The following is a 14,747-nucleotide window of genomic DNA, read 5'->3' as shown; positions in this document are numbered from 1 at the left end:
AATTTGTTGATGCCCTGAAGGCGTAGCTGCCTATTGGACGATGGCGTCCGCGGTGGCCTTGGCACTCTTGTCGCCGGGCATTTGTGCAGTCATGCCCGCCACGCAACCGGCCTGTACGGACACATACGAAGTCGCACCCTCTTCCGCCTTTGGCAAGCGATAGTCGACGCGGCATTGCTCGGAGGCACGGTCGCCCCACTTGACGATCAACGCGCCCTTGTCATCGACGCCGCGGACGAAGATGCGGCTGTCTTGCGCCACGACGCCAACATTGCGGCCATTGGCATCGAGCACGTCGGCGCCAAAGGGCAAAGCTTCGCCATTGACTTGAGGTGCCTGAATGAGCGCAGCACGTCCGGTCACCGTCTGGAACTGAACCATGGGAACAGCGCCAGCGCGAGGAACAGCCTGTTCCGAGGTCGATTCAAACTCCACGTTGGTGGAACTGCCCTTGGGGTCGATGCTCACCAGGTTGAGGGAGTAGGGTTGCATGTAGGGCACCACTGCATAGCCGCGGCTGTCCACTTCGACGCCCGATGCGCTGCTGACGCTCGCACCCTCCGCGCCAGGCGCATGCACGATGCCGAACGTATTGCCCACGGTCTGCGACAGCGTCACACCGCCGGGGTGCGCCACGATCGCGCCGCTGACGCCAGCGGAAACCTGGCTGGTCCTGGCGCCGGAACTGGCCGACGCCGTCATCTGACCAAGGTTGCCGGTATAAGTGCCGCTCACGCCTCCGTTGCCGGTGCTTTCGCCGTTGTTCTTGCCGTAGGAACCATAGGCGTTGTACGAAAGTCGACGCTCTTCGCCCACTGTGCCGCTGATGCTGGTCTGCGCGCTGGTGGTGTCGCCGTACTTGGAGACACTGCTCGTCATCATCGGCGCATACGCCGAGTGACCCAGCGGAATCGTGAAGTTGACGCCGACCTGGTCCGACACTCGCCCGATGCCGTCACGCGTACGTCCGGCCGTGATGCTGAAGCTCCCCCAACGGAAGGCATTGCTGTAGCCGGCCTGGTAGAAGACATCGGCCTTGTCGCGATTCCAATATTGTTGTGACGACGCCGTCAGGAACACGGATCCATAGCTGCCGAAGTTTTGGTTCAGCACGAGTTGCAGGCGGTCACGTTGACGTGCCAGCGCGTCGATGTCGCCGCCGTACTTCGCCAGATCACGCACCATGGCTGCATCAGAGAAACCGAGGTAGTTCGGCGTCGAATAGCGGTAAGCCGCCAGCGCGACGTTGGTGTTCGAGGACGCCAGGAATTTGTTGTACGACGCGCGCCAGCTCGTGCCGTTCCAGGATTGCGCGCCGGGAATTTGCGTATTGGCGGCGGTCACGTCAATGGCCACGGCCCCGTATTCGGAGTTGAGTGCTGCGCCAGCATTCAACGCCGTATAGCCTTGGGAGCCAATAGCGCCCCCATATGCCGTGATGCTGTTGCTCAAGCCACGTTGGAAGGTGGCCTGGCCGAACTCCGGAGCGTCTCTCAGAGCGTCGTTGCGCAACCGGCCTGCAGTCGCCGAAAAGCGGGAGATCCCCGGGCGCAGCGATTGAGGCACGGCGGCGTAGGGAACGACGAAGCTGTTCTTGCGCCCGTCGGCCTCAGTCACTGTCACGTCGAGGTTACCGCCGTAGCCCGTGGGGTACAGATCGTTGATCTCGAACGGCCCCGGCGAAACGCTGGTCTCGTAGATGACTTGGCCGTTCTGACGAATGGTCACGCGAGCATTGGTTTGCGCCGTGCCGCGGACGATCGGCGCGTACCCGCGTTGCGAGTCGGGCAGCATCCGGTCATCGGTGGCCAGTTGGGCGCCGCGGAACGAGACCGTGTCGAAGATCTCGCCAGAGGTGAACGAATCGCCGAGCGTCGCCTGTGCCCCCAGCGCCTGCACGTCGTGCTGCACATAGGTCGCAATGTTGTCGTAACGCGTGCCCGCGTGGGTTGAATTCGTGAGCGAGCCCTGGTTGCGCAGACGCCAGCCATTCAGATTCACGCCACCGTTGAGCCCCAAATAGTGGCTCTGCGACGTGTCTTGGCCATCGAAGTGGCTCACGTAGCTGTTGGCGCTGTAGTTCATGAAGGCCGCATTGACGCCATAGTCCCAACGGTCCGGCGACACATAGCCGCGCGCCGAACGCCGCATGAACTTCTGCGCGATGCTCAGATCCAGGCGCTGCTCGCCGAAGTCGAAGTCGACCGTGGCGCCAGGCACGTGCTGACCCACAGCCATGCAGGCACCCTTGTCGTCGGCAGCGGCCTTGTCCGCGCCAAGCGCTGCATCGACCTTTGCGAAGTCGACGCCCAGTTCCTCCAGCATCTTTCTGGTGAAGCACGGATAGGCGCTGGAACCGGCATCCGCAGCGACGAAGCGCACGTCATCGCGGATTCGCCGCTCGGTGTTGACCCAGATGTCGACCTTGTAGGTGCCGGGCGAGACCGTGTTGCCCTTTTCGAAGCGGCTGACATCCATCTTTTCACCGGCCCGCGCTCGCAGGAAGGTCGTATCGAACGACAGCGCGGGCTCATCGGCGCCAACTGCAGCCATCGCTTGGCCGGACATCACACACGCCAACACCGACATGGCGGACATCACCGTCAGGCGGCCCGCGGTCGCAGACGATCTACCTACGCCAGCCTTGTGGCGCGAAGGAGGCGAAGAGCAGCGTGTGGAGGTCTTTTGCATGTCTGTCTCGATGTCGTTGGTGCGCGGCAAATTCTTGGAAGGCGCGCGTCTCCAGCGCACGCGGCATCAGGCCGACGTGCGATGGGAAAAAGCTGGTTCGGAAGAAGTGGGGCGATGAACCGCCCCGGCCGGCTCAGCCGGTTGGGCTACTTGGCGATGGACGCCTCACCGGGCAATGCCGCGGAGTAGTCGCTGATCGCGGTGAAGCGCACCTTGGCGCCTTGGCCGACCGCATTCATCTTCGGCACCGTCAGGACGGTGGTGCCGGACGGCGCAACCATGCCGCCTTGATCGTTCTTGAAAGTCTTGTTGCCGTTTTGGACTTCGAACTCGCTGAACGAGACGAAGTAAGGCGTGGGATTGGTCACCTGAAGGGCTTGGCCGTTGCCTGAGGGATCGGCCACCACTGCCCAGGTGAGCTTGGCAGGCGCATCGACTGGCTTGCCTTCGAGTTTGTCAGGCCGCGCAAAGATCTTGATGCGGGTACGCAAGGCGAGTTGCAGCGTGTTGGCTTTCGCAGCTTCGCCGGTGGGCTTGGGCGGAACGTCAAGGACGTTGAGCCAATAGACCGACTCACGGTCTTGGGGCAATTGCCCGCCCGAAAAGATGACGCGGAGCGTCTGCGACTTTTGCGGCGCCATCCGGAAGATCGGCGGCGTCACCACAAAAGGCGCTTTGGTCTCGCCGGGGCCGGCGTCGGCATTGCCGTCGTCGACCCAGACTTGAACCAGCGAGGGTGAGGTGCTGTCGTTGTCGAGCTTGACCGAGACTTCACGGTCGGCCAGCGGGTAGATCACCCGCGTGCCGCCGATGATGACGCTGGCGTCGGCGTGACTCGCAACGAATGCTGCAGCCAGCGCAATGGCGGAGGTCAATTTGGACAACTTCATTTTTTCAGCTCGCTAAAGGAATTAATTGCAAAAAAGAATTCAAGAAATCAATGGCGGCACCCGGATTACCGGGTGCGCCAGATTCAAGAATTATTGGTATTGCATCGTGTATTGAACGGTGGAGCTCACGGAACCTGCCGTAGCGGCACCGGTGGCGTAGTAACGGCCGTAATAGACGAGGTTGGCAGCACCGCTGGCAATCGTGGCACCGTTGGCGGCAACAGCGTTGTTCGAGTTGGTGGTGACGTTGATCGGCTGCTGATCCTTGTTGAGCAGTTCGATTTGAACGTTCGTGGCAGCGCCAGCGCCAGCGGTGTTCACGAGGCGGCCGCTTGCTTGGTCAACGGTCGGGCCGTTTTCGAAGCGAGCCACAACCTTGGTCGCCGAGCCGGTGCAGCCGGTCAGCGCGAACTTGATGTCGGCGGGGCTCGAGGTACCGGCCGTTTGGCCAGCAGCGGCCAGCGAAGCCTTCGAGACGCTGGGCAGCGTGATGGTCTTGTCGCCTGCACCGGCAGCAGCGCCGTTGATCGAGCAGGTCGTGTCGGTCACGGTGCCGTTGAAGGTGATGGTGCCGTCAGCAGCTTGTGCGCCGATAGAAGCGAACGTGGCAGCGGCGACGATGGCGACAGCAGAGAGATTGAATTTCATTTGAATTTCCGAGGTTGTGATGGATTAATTGCCTCAACGCCCTCGCACTGTCTTTTCCATAAAGATCCGACAGGCGCCTCCCGCAACCAATGTGTCTTGAAGAACATCTTCGTTGACTCATTGATCACATCTGTTCGAGCGAGTGACAATTGAAGTTTAAGTACCGCAATGGTTCAAAGTTGTGCGACGCAACCAGCTTGCGGAGACGATGTTTCCTGTTGCGCTACAGAAATTTCTTCAGCGTGAACCTGTTCACGTATACAAACAATGCCGGCAGACGAAGGCAGCGTTGACCCCTTCGCGAGAGCAATTAACAGTTGCCTATTGCTGCATTGCCGAGCGATGGGCCTGACGCTTCCGGACAAACAGACAAGACCGCCGCGTGAAGGCCAAGAACCGGGGCCGGAAAACGAGCGATGGCATGCTGCTTGCTGCGCTCATGGTTTTCCTTGGAGGAACACTGTGCGGCTCGTGGCACAGTGGTCCGCTTGTTCTGAATCCGCAGGAAGACCATAGAACCATGACCCTCGTTAGAACTTCCGTGCGCCCCGTGCAATTGGGCGTGCGGCACCTCGTAGCCGCAGCTGCACTGATTGCCGTCGGCAGCACCGCAATGGCCCGCGATCTGGTGGTGGCACTCAAGACGGAACCGAGCTCGATGGACCCGCAGTACCACGCGCTGACGCCGAACATCCAGCTTTCGCAATCGCTTTTCGATCCGCTGGTGTGCCCGACGGCCGATCTGGCGCTCAAGCCTTGCCTGGCGACGGAATGGAAGGCGGACGGCAACACCTGGACCTTCAAGCTGCGCCCCAACGTGAAGTTCTCCGACGGCTCGCCATTCACCGCGCAGGATGTTCTTTTCAGCTTTGACCGCGTACCGAAGGTGCCGAACAGCCCCTCGTCGTTCAAGCTCTACCTGCAGCACATCACCAAGGTGGAGGCACCGGACCCGCTCACGGTGAAGATCACCACCGATGAGCCCTACCCCCTGCTGCCCAATAACCTGGGCAGCCTGCCCATCATGTCGGCCAAGGCTGCCGCGGGATCTGCGCCGGAAGGCAAGACCACCACCGAACTGAACAGCGGCGACGGCCTCGTCGGAACCGGACCCTACAAGTTCGTCAGCTGGAAGCGCGGGGCCGAGATCGTTTTCGAGCGCAACCCCAACTACTGGGGACACAAGGTCGATTTCGACAAGGTCATCTACAAACCGATCAGCAACCCGGCGGCGCGGGTCGCCTCGCTCCTGTCGGGCGACGTCGACCTCATCGAGGACCCGCCGACGGACGATCTGGAACGGCTGAAGAAGGAGCCGAAGCTCAACGTGATCTCCAAGGCATCGGTGCGCATCATCTATGTCGCGCTCGACCAGAACGGCGACAAGACCCCTGGCATCCCCGATGCCGACGGCAAGAACCCGCTTTTGGACAAGCGCGTGCGCGAGGCCATGTCGCTTGCCATCGATCGCAAGGCGCTGGTCGACCGCATCATGGGTGGCGTTGCCACGCCCGCGGCGCAGCTGTTGCCCTATCCCATGCTGGGCGCGAGCAGCAAGCTGACGAACGCGCAGAAGCCTGACGTGAACAAGGCCAAGGATCTTCTCAAGCAAGCCGGTTATCCCAACGGCTTCTCGCTGGTGCTCGGCACTCCCAACGGCCGCTACATCAACGACACGAAGATTGCACAGGCGCTGGCTTCGATGTGGACGCGCGTGGGCATCAAGACCACGGTGGACGCCGCCGCACCGCCCGTGTTCTTCAAGAACCGCAACGCCTACCAGTACAGCGCCTACCTGGCTGGCTGGGCCACGGCAACCGGCGAAATGTCGAACACGCTCAACTCGCTGCTGGTCACGCCGAACAAGGACAAAGGCGTCGGCACGACCAACATGAGCCGATATTCCAACCCTGCGATGGACAAGCTGGTCGAGGCCGCCGGCACCACGATGGACGACAAGCAGCGCGGCGCCCAGTTGGCACAGGCCAGCGAGATCGCGATGGCCGACTACGCCATGCTGCCCATCCACTTCGAGCACTCCGTCTGGGCCATGAAGAAGGGCCTGAAGTTCGACGCCCGGGCCGACCAGGAAACCCTGGTCCAGTACGTGACGGTCACCAAGTAAGGAACCGGGGGGCGGCGCAGCCGCGTCGCCCGCCACGCACACCATGCTTGCCTACATCATCCGGCGCCTGCTGCAGGCGTTGCTGGTCGTTTTCGTCATGTCGGGATTGGTCTTCATCGGCCTCTACGTCGTGGGCGATCCGGTTGAAATGATGGCCAGCCCCGAGGCGACCCAGCTCCAGCGCGACGAGATCCGGGCCAACTTCGGGCTGGACCGCCCGCTTGTCGAGCAGTACGCCATCTTCATGGGCCATGCGGTGACGCTGGATTTCGGGCGCAGCTTCCTGACCGGTCAGCCGGCAATGTCGCTCATCCTCGAACGCATGCCGGCCACCTTGGAACTGGCGTGCGTGGCCATGCTGATGGCGCTGCTGGTGGGCGTGCCGCTGGGCATGTATGCCGGATTGAGGCCGCAGGCACCGGCGTCGCGCGCCATCATGACCGGCTCTGTGCTGGGCTTCTCGCTGCCCAACTTCTGGGTGGCGCTGATGCTCATCATGATCTTTGCCGTGCAACTGGGGTGGCTGCCTGCCAGCGGCCGCGGTGACACGGGCGGCATTGGCCTGTCCCTGATGACCGCCGACGGCTGGTCGCACATCCTGCTGCCGGCGTTGACCATCGCGCTGGCCAAGGGCGCGTTGCTCGTTCGCGTGACGCGAGCGGCCACCCGCGAAGCGCTGCCGCAGGACTACATCAAGTTCGCACGCGCCAAGGGCCTCGCCTGGGGCCGCATTCTTCGCGTGCACCTGCTCAAGAACATTCTCATTCCCATCGTGACGATCAGCGGACTGGAATTCGGTCAGGTGGTGGCGTTCGCGGTGGTCACCGAATCCATCTTCGCCTGGCCCGGCATGGGCAAGCTACTCATCGACTCCATCGTCACGCTGGACCGGCCGGTGGTGGTGGCCTACCTGATCCTCATCGTGTTCTTCCTCGTGCTGCTCAATCTGGTGGTCGACATCCTCTACTCGGTTCTGGACCCACGCGTTCGTCTGACAGGAGCCAAGGCATGAGCGCCGTACTCCCACCCATCGACTCGACGGTGCTGCCGCCGCCCGAGACGCCCTGGCAGCGATTTCGCCGGGAATTCTTCGCCAGCCGGCTTGCCGTCATAGGCCTCGTACTTCTGGCGGTGGTGGTCGGTGCCGCCCTGGCCGCGCCCTGGATTGCGCCGCAGAACCCCTACGACATTGGCAGCCTCGACATCTTCGACGCCAAGTTGCCGCCGGGCAGCGCGAGCACCGACGGCCAGATCACCTACTGGCTCGGCACGGACGGCCTGGCGCGCGACCTGCTTTCCGCCATGCTCTATGGCATGCGCATCAGCCTGCTGGTGGGCGTGGTGTCGGTCGCCGCGGCACTGGCCATCGGTAGCGCCGTGGGGCTGACCGCCGCCTATTTCGGCGGCAAGGTCGACGCGGTCCTGATGCGCATCGTCGACATCCAGCTCTCCTTCCCAGCGATCCTGCTCGCGCTCATCCTGCTGGCCACCTTGGGCAAGGGGGTGGACAAGGTGATCATCGCGCTCATCGCCGTGCAATGGGCCTACTTCGCGCGAGCCGCGCGAGGCGCTGCACTGGTGGAGCGCGGCAAGGAATACATCGAGGCCGCGCAGTGCATGGCCCTGGGATCGCCGCGCATCCTCTTTCACCACATGCTGCCCAACTGCATGCCGCCGCTCATCGTCATCGCGACGATCGACCTGGCGCATGCCATCGCGCTCGAAGCCACGCTGTCCTTCCTGGGCGTGGGCGTGCCTGTGACTCAGCCTTCGCTGGGGATGCTCATCGCCAACGGATTCGAATTCATGCTGTCCGGCCACTACTGGATCTCGTTCTTCCCGGGCATCGCACTTGCCCTGGCCATCGTGGCGATCAACCTGGTCGGCGACCACTTGCGCGACGTCCTCAACCCGCACAACGATCGATGACGAGCAGCACCGACGCAGTCCTGGACATCCGGGGCCTGAAGACCCACTTCTTCACCCATGGCGGCGCCGTCAAGGCGGTGGACGGGGTGGACTTGCGTGTGGAAGCCGGCGAAATTCTCGGCCTGGTCGGCGAGTCCGGCTCGGGCAAGAGCATCACCGGCTTCTCGATCATCGGCCTGATCGACGCGCCCGGACGCGTGGTCGACGGCAGCATCCGCTTCCGCGGGGAAGAACTGGTGGGCGCCACCGAGGCGCGCCTGCGGGCGCTGCGCGGCAAGGAGATCGCCATGATCTTCCAGGACCCGATGATGACGCTCAACCCCGTGCTGCGCATCGACACCCAGATGATCGAGGCGATCCAGGCGCATGAAAAGGTCAGCCACGCCGGGGCGCGGGCACGGGCCCGCGATGCCCTGGCGCGCGTGGGCATCCCGTCGCCCGACGAGCGCCTGACCACCTATCCGCACCAGTTGTCCGGCGGCATGCGCCAGCGCGTGGCGATCGCCATTGCGCTGCTCAACGAACCGCGCCTGATCATCGCCGACGAGCCCACCACCGCGCTCGACGTGACGATCCAGGCGCAGATCCTCTACGAGGTTCGCAAGTTGTGCCGAGAGACCGGCACGGCACTGATATGGATCACGCACGACCTGGCCGTGGTTTCCGGGCTGGCCGATACCGTGTCGGTCATGTACGCCGGGCGCGTGGTCGAAAGCGCGCGCACGTCGCAGGTGGTTCACGCTCCCGCGCACCCCTACACGCGAGGCTTGATCGACTCCATCCCGACGCGCCAGACCCACGGCAGCAGCTTGCGGCAGATCTCGGGCATGACGCCATCGTTGCTTCATCTGCCGAAGGGCTGCGCCTTCCGACCGCGCTGCAGTCGCGCCAGCGATACGTGCCTGGAGGCGCCAGAGCCAACCGAGCCTCGTCCTGGCGTGACGGTGCGCTGCTGGCATCCACTGGGATGAATCCCAATCCTCGATGAACGAAACGCTCGAATCTCCCTCGGCCAGCGACGCCACCGCTAAGAACGACAAGGCGCCGCTGCTCACGCTGCGCGGCATCCACAAGCGCTATGTGCAAGGCGTCGATCTCGCCGGCCGCATTGCCAACCTGGTGGGGGCAAACAACCGGCCCGCAGTGGTGCATGCCGTGGATGGCGTCGACCTGGAAATACGGGCCGGAGAAGTGATCGGCGTCGTGGGCGAATCCGGCTGTGGCAAATCAACGCTGGGCCGGGTGGTGGCAGGCATCCATGCGCCCAGCGAAGGCGAAGTGCTCTGGGAAGGCCTGCGTGTCGCGCACGCAGCCGGCAGCCCGCAGCAGCGAAGCTGGCAGCTGGGCGTCCAGATGATCTTCCAGAACCCCATGGCGGCCCTCAATCCGCGCATGCGGGTGCTCGACATCATTGGCGAGGCGCCAGTGGTCCACGGCGTGATCGCCGCGCGCGACAAGGTCCGCTACGTCGGCGACCTGATGCTGCAGGTGGGCCTGGACCCGAGCTACGCGCAGCGCTATCCGCACCAGTTCTCGGGCGGGCAGCGCCAGCGCATCGGCATCGCCCGCGCACTCGCCGTCAAGCCGCGCATGATCGTTTGCGACGAGGCGGTCGCGGCGCTGGACGTCTCGATCCAGGCGCAGGTGCTCAATCTCTTTGCGCAGTTGCGCCGCGAGCACGACCTGACGTATCTCTTCATCAGCCACAACCTGGGCGTGGTGGGGCACATCTCGGACCGGGTGGTGATCATGTACCTGGGGCGCATCGTGGAATCCGCGCCCACCGAGACGATCTTCTCGCGCCCCAATCATCCGTACACCCAGGCACTTCTGGCCGAGTTGCCGACGCTGGACGCCAAACGCCGCGACTACCAGCCCATCCAGGGCGAGCTTCCGTCGCCGCTATCGCCCCCCAGCGGCTGCACGTTCCATCCGCGCTGCCCGCATGCCATGGCCCGCTGCAAGGTAGAAGCGCCCATGCTGAAATCGGTCGGTGGCGGCCAAAGCAGCGCCTGCCACCTCAACGACGCCGCGCCCGCGGCCTGAACCCCATGACAGACATCGTCCAGTCTCGAGCCACGACGCCCTTCCCGCCTTTCACGCTTCGCCTGCCCGAAGCCTACGCCATTCCGCTCATCTGCGACTCGCCGCACAGCGGCGTGCTGTACCCAGAAGACTTCGGCCATGCGATGCCTTTCGAGCAGCTTCGCTCGGGCGAAGACACCGACGTGCATGTGCTTTGGAACGCCCTGCCCTCGGTGGGCGCCACGTTGCTCGCGGCCGAATTCCCGCGCAGCTACATCGACCCCAATCGCGACATCGACGACATCGACCCCGAGATGCTCGACCGCCCTTGGCCGGGCGCGCCGCTGGCGCCCAGCGAGAAGACGCGTCTGGGCATCGGTCTGATCTGGCGCAAGGCCGGCCAGGCCAAGGAAGTGCCCATCTACGACCGCCAGCTCAGCCCCGCGGAGGTGCAGGCGCGCATCGACAACTACCACCGCCCCTATCACGCGGCGATGCAGACGCACATCGAATCCGCCTATGCCCGCTTCGGTTCGGTATGGCACCTCAACCTGCACTCGATGCCGGCCAACTCCTATGAAGGCCTGCAGATCAAGTCGGACCATCCGCTGGCCGACTTCGTCCTGGGGGACCGCGACGGCACCACCTGCTCGCCGGAGTTCATCCAGATGGTGGCCGAGTCGCTGCGCAAGCGCGGCTACAGCGTCGCGATCAACGACCCGTTCAAGGGCGTCGCGTTGATCGCGCGACTCGGCCGGCCGGCCGAACGCCGCCACAGCATCCAGATCGAGGTGCATCGCGGGCTGTACATGGACGAAGCCACGCGAGAACGCAGTGCGAACTTCAACCAACTGCAGGCGAACCTGGCCGAGGTGGCCGGCGACATCGCCGCCTATGTGCGTAGCCAGCTTCGCTGACCGCCCTACATCTTCACCTCCTATTCAGAAAGCCCCGCCATGAGCCTCATTTCCGAGATCGAGCACGAGCACGCGGCACTCACCGCCATCCGCCGCGACATCCATGCCAACCCCGAACTGGCCTTCCAGGAGCAGCGCACGTCAGACCTGGTCGCCGAGAAGCTGCAAAGCTGGGGCATCGAAGTCCATCGCGGCCTGGGCAAGACCGGCGTGGTCGGCGTTCTGCATGGCGCGCGCGGCCCCGGCAAGCGCAAGCTGGGTCTGCGTGCCGACATGGACGCACTGCCCATGCCCGAGCACAACCGGTTCGCGCACGCATCGAAGATCTCCGGACGCATGCATGGCTGCGGCCATGACGGCCACACCACCATGCTGCTGGGCGCCGCGCATCATCTGTCGCGCCACCGCGATTTCGAAGGCACCGTGCACCTGATCTTCCAGCCCGCCGAGGAAGGCGGCAATGCCGGTGCGCGCGCCATGATGCAGGACGGCCTGTTCGATCGCTTTCCCTGCGACGAGGTCTACGGCATGCACAACATGCCGGGCATGCCCGTGGGCATCTTCGGGTTCCGGCGTGGCGCGATGATGGCGTCGAGCAATCGCTTCGACATCACCGTGCGCGGCGTGGGCGGCCATGCGGCCATGCCCAACAAGGCGGTCGATCCGATCGTCATCGCCTGCGAGATCGTCGGCATGCTGCAGACGGTGATCTCGCGCCAGAAGGACCCGATCGACACCGCCGTGCTGTCGGTCACCCAGATCCATGCTGGCGACGCCTACAACGTCATTCCGGACGAGGCCGTGATCCGCGGCACGGTGCGCACCTTCAGCACCGAGGTGCTCGACCAGATCGAAGCCCAGGTGCGCCGGATCGCAGAGACCGTGCCGCAGGCATTCGGCGGCACTGGCGAACTGAGCTTCTATCGCGCCTATCCGCCCCTGATCAACCATGCCGAACAGACCGACTTCGCCAGTGCCGTGGCCGAGCACACCTTCGGCCAGGACCGGGTGCGGCGCGAGATCCCGCCTGTGGGCGGCGCAGAAGACTTCTCTTTCTTCCTGGAAAAAGTGCCCGGCACCTATGTCTTCGTCGGCAATGGCGACGGCGACCACCGCGAGGCCAGCTACCACGGCATGGGCCCCTGCCAGCTTCACAACCCCAACTACGACTTCAACGACGACCTGCTGCCGGTGGGCGCGACCTACTGGGTCAAGCTCACGGAAGCCTTCTTCGCCCGCGGCTGATCGCCGTCGAACGCGCCTTCGCCGGCGCGAATATCAGGAGACACGCGTGAGCAACGAAGCCGTGGTGCGCTACGACGCCACACAACTCACCGATTTCGCAGACCGCCTGTTGCGCGCCGCCGGCCTTGCCGATGACGCGGCCGCCTGCGTGGCGCGCACGCTGGTCGATGGCGACCTGCTCGGCCACGACACCCACGGACTGGCGCTGCTGGCCGGCTACGTGAAGGAACTGGAATCGGGTGGCATGCGCAAGAGCGGCGACCCGATCGTCATCTCGGACAAGCCCGCCGCAGTGCTGTGGGACGGCCAGCGGCTGCCTGGCCCCTGGCTGGTGCACCAGGGCATCGACTTGCTGCTGCCCAGGGCGCGCCAGTTGGGCAGCGCCACGCTCGTCATCCGGCGCAGCCACCACATCGCGTGCCTGGCCGCCTACATGCTCAGGGCCCTGGACGAAGGCATGTTGCTGCTCCTGGCCTGTTCCGACCCCAACACCGCCAGCGTGGCTCCTTTCGGCGGCACGCAGGCCGTGTTCACCCCGAACCCGCTGGCGCTCGGCTTTCCGCTCGACGAGGGCAGCGGCGTGATGGTCGACATCTCTGCCTCGATCACCACCAACGGCATGAGCAATCGCAAGCGCGCGGCCAAGGAGCGCTTCAACCACGACTGGCTGATCGACGCGCAAGGCCGGCCAGGGAACGATCCGCAACTGCTGTTCGACGATCCGCCCGGAACGCTGCTGCCGGTGGGTGGCCTCGACCACGGCCACAAGGGCTACGGCATGGCGCTGCTGGTCGATGCACTGACCGGCGGCCTTGCTGGACACGGGCGCGCCGACCCGCCCGAAGGATGGGGCGCCACCGTCTACCTGACCCTGCACGACCTGGATGCCTTTGGCGGAAAGGACGCCTTCCTGCGGCAGATGACGCACATCGCCAATGCCTGCCGCACCAACAGGCCAGTCGACGCGACCAGGCCGGTGCGCCTGCCCGGCCAGGCCGGACTCGATCGACGCGCGCGTCAGGCGGCGCTGGGCGTCGGCCTGCACCCCGGCATTGCACCGGCGCTGACACCACTGGGTGAGCGGCTGGGCGTGCCGTTCCCAGTGCCGCTCGTCAGCCCTTCCAGGTGAACGGGAACTTCAGCTGCTTGAAGAAGCCGTTGGGCACGTAGTCGCCCACGACACCGTAGCGCTCGGGCCAGAGACGGTCGCTCTTCACGGCCGTGCCGAACAGGTAGTCCAGGAACGCGTAATGCGCGGCGTAGTTCTTGTCGATCGCCTCGTCGTCCTGGCTGTGGTGCCAATGATGGAAGTTGGGCGTGACGATGAGGTAGCGCAGCGGGCCGAGCCGCACGCTCACGTTGCAGTGATTGAAGACCGCCTGGAAGCCCACGATGATGATGTAGGCGTCGATCACCGCCTTGGAAAAGCCCAGCACGAAGATCGGTGCCAGCACCAGGGTGCGGGTGATCAGCAGCTCCAGGATGTGCTGGCGCGAGCCGGCCATCCAGTCCATGCTCTTGACGCTGTGGTGAACCGCATGCAAGCGCCAAAGCAGCGGGACCTCGTGGTAGGCGCGATGCGTCCAGTACTGCACCAGATCGGCCACCAGGACGATGAGCAACAGCCCCGCCCAGAACGGTAGCTGAGCGACCCAGCCGCGAATGCCGTCGTTGGCGGCCCAGCCGAAGAACTCGTGCACCGCCAGGTTGGTGGCCAGCAGCACGAAGCCGACGATCATGTGGTTGACGATGAAGTGGTGGAAGTCGGTCTGCCACTCGGCGCGGAAGATCGGCTGGTCCTTGCGCAGGGCAAAGAGCTTCTCGATGAAGATGAAGATCAGCGACGAACCCAGCAGGTCGAGAATGAACCAGTCCAGGCCGATATAGGGCGTGCCATCGGGAAAGTTGGGATCCACGTTGACCTTGTGCCCACCCAGCAGCGCGGCAGCAGCCACCAGCAGGAAGGCAAAGCTCGACAGCCAGCGCGTGCGGTTGAAGACGATGTTGACCAGCGACAGGCCACCCGCCACGACCATCGCCGCCAGCAGCACGTAGCGCATCACGTTGACGTCGTAGCTCTTGCGAAGCTCCGGCGTCGACAGGTACTGCGGGAACAGGAACACCAGCACCGCCAGAAAGCTCAGGATGCCCAGGGTCAGGGCAATGATGCCGGTAACCAGGCCCTTGCCACGTTGCAGCTCGCCGTGGCCTTCGGCGAGCTTGTTGAGTTTGTCGATATCCAGCATTTCTGCCCTCCTCGTCTGTTGTTATTGCCAT

At 64.2% G+C, this 14,747-nt stretch carries 12 protein-coding genes; 8 read left to right on the top strand and 4 right to left on the bottom strand.

Annotated elements, in window-relative coordinates:
* Positions 1–30 precede the first annotated feature (30 nt).
* From QTH91_RS07320 to QTH91_RS07310, 3 genes are all read right to left on the bottom strand, one after another.
* Positions 31–2,691 carry a fimbria/pilus outer membrane usher protein gene (locus QTH91_RS07320; RefSeq protein WP_286659331.1) on the bottom strand — a complete coding sequence of 887 codons (2,661 nt, stop codon included), beginning with the start codon at positions 2,689–2,691 and terminating at the stop codon, positions 31–33.
* A 146-nt stretch (positions 2,692–2,837) separates the two neighbouring features.
* The gene (locus QTH91_RS07315; protein WP_286659330.1) at positions 2,838–3,581 is read right to left on the bottom strand and encodes a fimbrial biogenesis chaperone; all 744 of its coding nucleotides are present in this window, start codon (positions 3,579–3,581) and stop codon (positions 2,838–2,840) included.
* A 90-nt stretch (positions 3,582–3,671) separates the two neighbouring features.
* Positions 3,672–4,229 carry a fimbrial protein gene (locus tag QTH91_RS07310; protein WP_286659329.1) on the bottom strand — a complete coding sequence of 186 codons (558 nt, stop codon included), beginning with the start codon at positions 4,227–4,229 and terminating at the stop codon, positions 3,672–3,674.
* A 520-nt stretch (positions 4,230–4,749) separates the two neighbouring features.
* Here QTH91_RS07310 and QTH91_RS07305 point away from each other — a divergent pair.
* Genes QTH91_RS07305 through QTH91_RS07270 form a run of 8 tightly spaced genes read left to right on the top strand, consistent with a single transcriptional unit; the run spans position 4,750 to position 13,599 of the window.
* Entirely contained in the window at positions 4,750–6,354 is a 1,605-nt protein-coding gene (locus QTH91_RS07305) for an ABC transporter substrate-binding protein (protein WP_368389458.1), read from the top strand.
* A gap of 43 nt (positions 6,355–6,397) precedes the next feature.
* Positions 6,398–7,366 carry an ABC transporter permease gene (locus QTH91_RS07300; RefSeq protein WP_286659328.1) on the top strand — a complete coding sequence of 323 codons (969 nt, stop codon included), beginning with the start codon at positions 6,398–6,400 and terminating at the stop codon, positions 7,364–7,366.
* A complete protein-coding gene (locus QTH91_RS07295; protein ID WP_286659327.1) occupies positions 7,363–8,283 on the top strand; it encodes an ABC transporter permease in 921 nt (306 codons plus the stop codon). Before QTH91_RS07300 ends, QTH91_RS07295 begins: the two co-directional genes overlap by 4 nt.
* Positions 8,280–9,254 carry an ABC transporter ATP-binding protein gene (locus tag QTH91_RS07290; protein WP_286659326.1) on the top strand — a complete coding sequence of 325 codons (975 nt, stop codon included), beginning with the start codon at positions 8,280–8,282 and terminating at the stop codon, positions 9,252–9,254. The genes QTH91_RS07295 and QTH91_RS07290 overlap by 4 nt, the downstream gene beginning before the upstream one ends.
* Before the next feature lie 13 nt (positions 9,255–9,267).
* Positions 9,268–10,329 carry an ABC transporter ATP-binding protein gene (locus QTH91_RS07285; RefSeq protein ID WP_286659325.1) on the top strand — a complete coding sequence of 354 codons (1,062 nt, stop codon included), beginning with the start codon at positions 9,268–9,270 and terminating at the stop codon, positions 10,327–10,329.
* Positions 10,330–10,334: 5 nt separating this feature from the next.
* On the top strand, positions 10,335–11,225 hold the full coding sequence (locus QTH91_RS07280; protein ID WP_286659324.1) for an N-formylglutamate amidohydrolase: 891 nt from the start codon (positions 10,335–10,337) through the stop codon (positions 11,223–11,225).
* 39 nt (positions 11,226–11,264) lie between these two features.
* Positions 11,265–12,470 carry a M20 aminoacylase family protein gene (locus QTH91_RS07275; protein WP_286659323.1) on the top strand — a complete coding sequence of 402 codons (1,206 nt, stop codon included), beginning with the start codon at positions 11,265–11,267 and terminating at the stop codon, positions 12,468–12,470.
* A gap of 46 nt (positions 12,471–12,516) precedes the next feature.
* A complete protein-coding gene (locus QTH91_RS07270; RefSeq protein ID WP_286659322.1) occupies positions 12,517–13,599 on the top strand; it encodes an Ldh family oxidoreductase in 1,083 nt (360 codons plus the stop codon).
* Here QTH91_RS07270 and QTH91_RS07265 read toward each other — a convergent pair.
* A complete protein-coding gene (locus QTH91_RS07265; protein ID WP_286659321.1) occupies positions 13,583–14,716 on the bottom strand; it encodes a sterol desaturase family protein in 1,134 nt (377 codons plus the stop codon). The genes QTH91_RS07270 and QTH91_RS07265 overlap by 17 nt on opposite strands.
* Positions 14,717–14,747: the final 31 nt, after the last annotated feature.

Origin of the sequence: Variovorax dokdonensis (genome assembly GCF_030316895.1) — a bacterium.
Classification (GTDB): domain Bacteria; phylum Pseudomonadota; class Gammaproteobacteria; order Burkholderiales; family Burkholderiaceae_C; genus Variovorax; species Variovorax dokdonensis.
Note: the sequence above shows the minus strand (reverse complement) of the source record. Positions and strands in the feature narration are given on the sequence as shown.

Bases quoted from the DNA above. Each gene is read 5' to 3' on its own strand.
- QTH91_RS07320 (WP_286659331.1), bottom strand. From the start codon at position 2,691: ATGCAAAAGACCTCCACACGCTGCTCTTCGCCTCCTTCGCGCCACAAG.
- QTH91_RS07315 (WP_286659330.1), bottom strand. From the start codon at position 3,581: ATGAAGTTGTCCAAATTGACCTCCGCCATTGCGCTGGCTGCAGCATTC.
- QTH91_RS07310 (WP_286659329.1), bottom strand. From the start codon at position 4,229: ATGAAATTCAATCTCTCTGCTGTCGCCATCGTCGCCGCTGCCACGTTC.
- QTH91_RS07305 (WP_368389458.1), top strand. From the start codon at position 4,750: ATGACCCTCGTTAGAACTTCCGTGCGCCCCGTGCAATTGGGCGTGCGG.
- QTH91_RS07300 (WP_286659328.1), top strand. From the start codon at position 6,398: ATGCTTGCCTACATCATCCGGCGCCTGCTGCAGGCGTTGCTGGTCGTT.
- QTH91_RS07295 (WP_286659327.1), top strand. From the start codon at position 7,363: ATGAGCGCCGTACTCCCACCCATCGACTCGACGGTGCTGCCGCCGCCC.
- QTH91_RS07290 (WP_286659326.1), top strand. From the start codon at position 8,280: ATGACGAGCAGCACCGACGCAGTCCTGGACATCCGGGGCCTGAAGACC.
- QTH91_RS07285 (WP_286659325.1), top strand. From the start codon at position 9,268: ATGAACGAAACGCTCGAATCTCCCTCGGCCAGCGACGCCACCGCTAAG.
- QTH91_RS07280 (WP_286659324.1), top strand. From the start codon at position 10,335: ATGACAGACATCGTCCAGTCTCGAGCCACGACGCCCTTCCCGCCTTTC.
- QTH91_RS07275 (WP_286659323.1), top strand. From the start codon at position 11,265: ATGAGCCTCATTTCCGAGATCGAGCACGAGCACGCGGCACTCACCGCC.
- QTH91_RS07265 (WP_286659321.1), bottom strand. From the start codon at position 14,716: ATGCTGGATATCGACAAACTCAACAAGCTCGCCGAAGGCCACGGCGAG.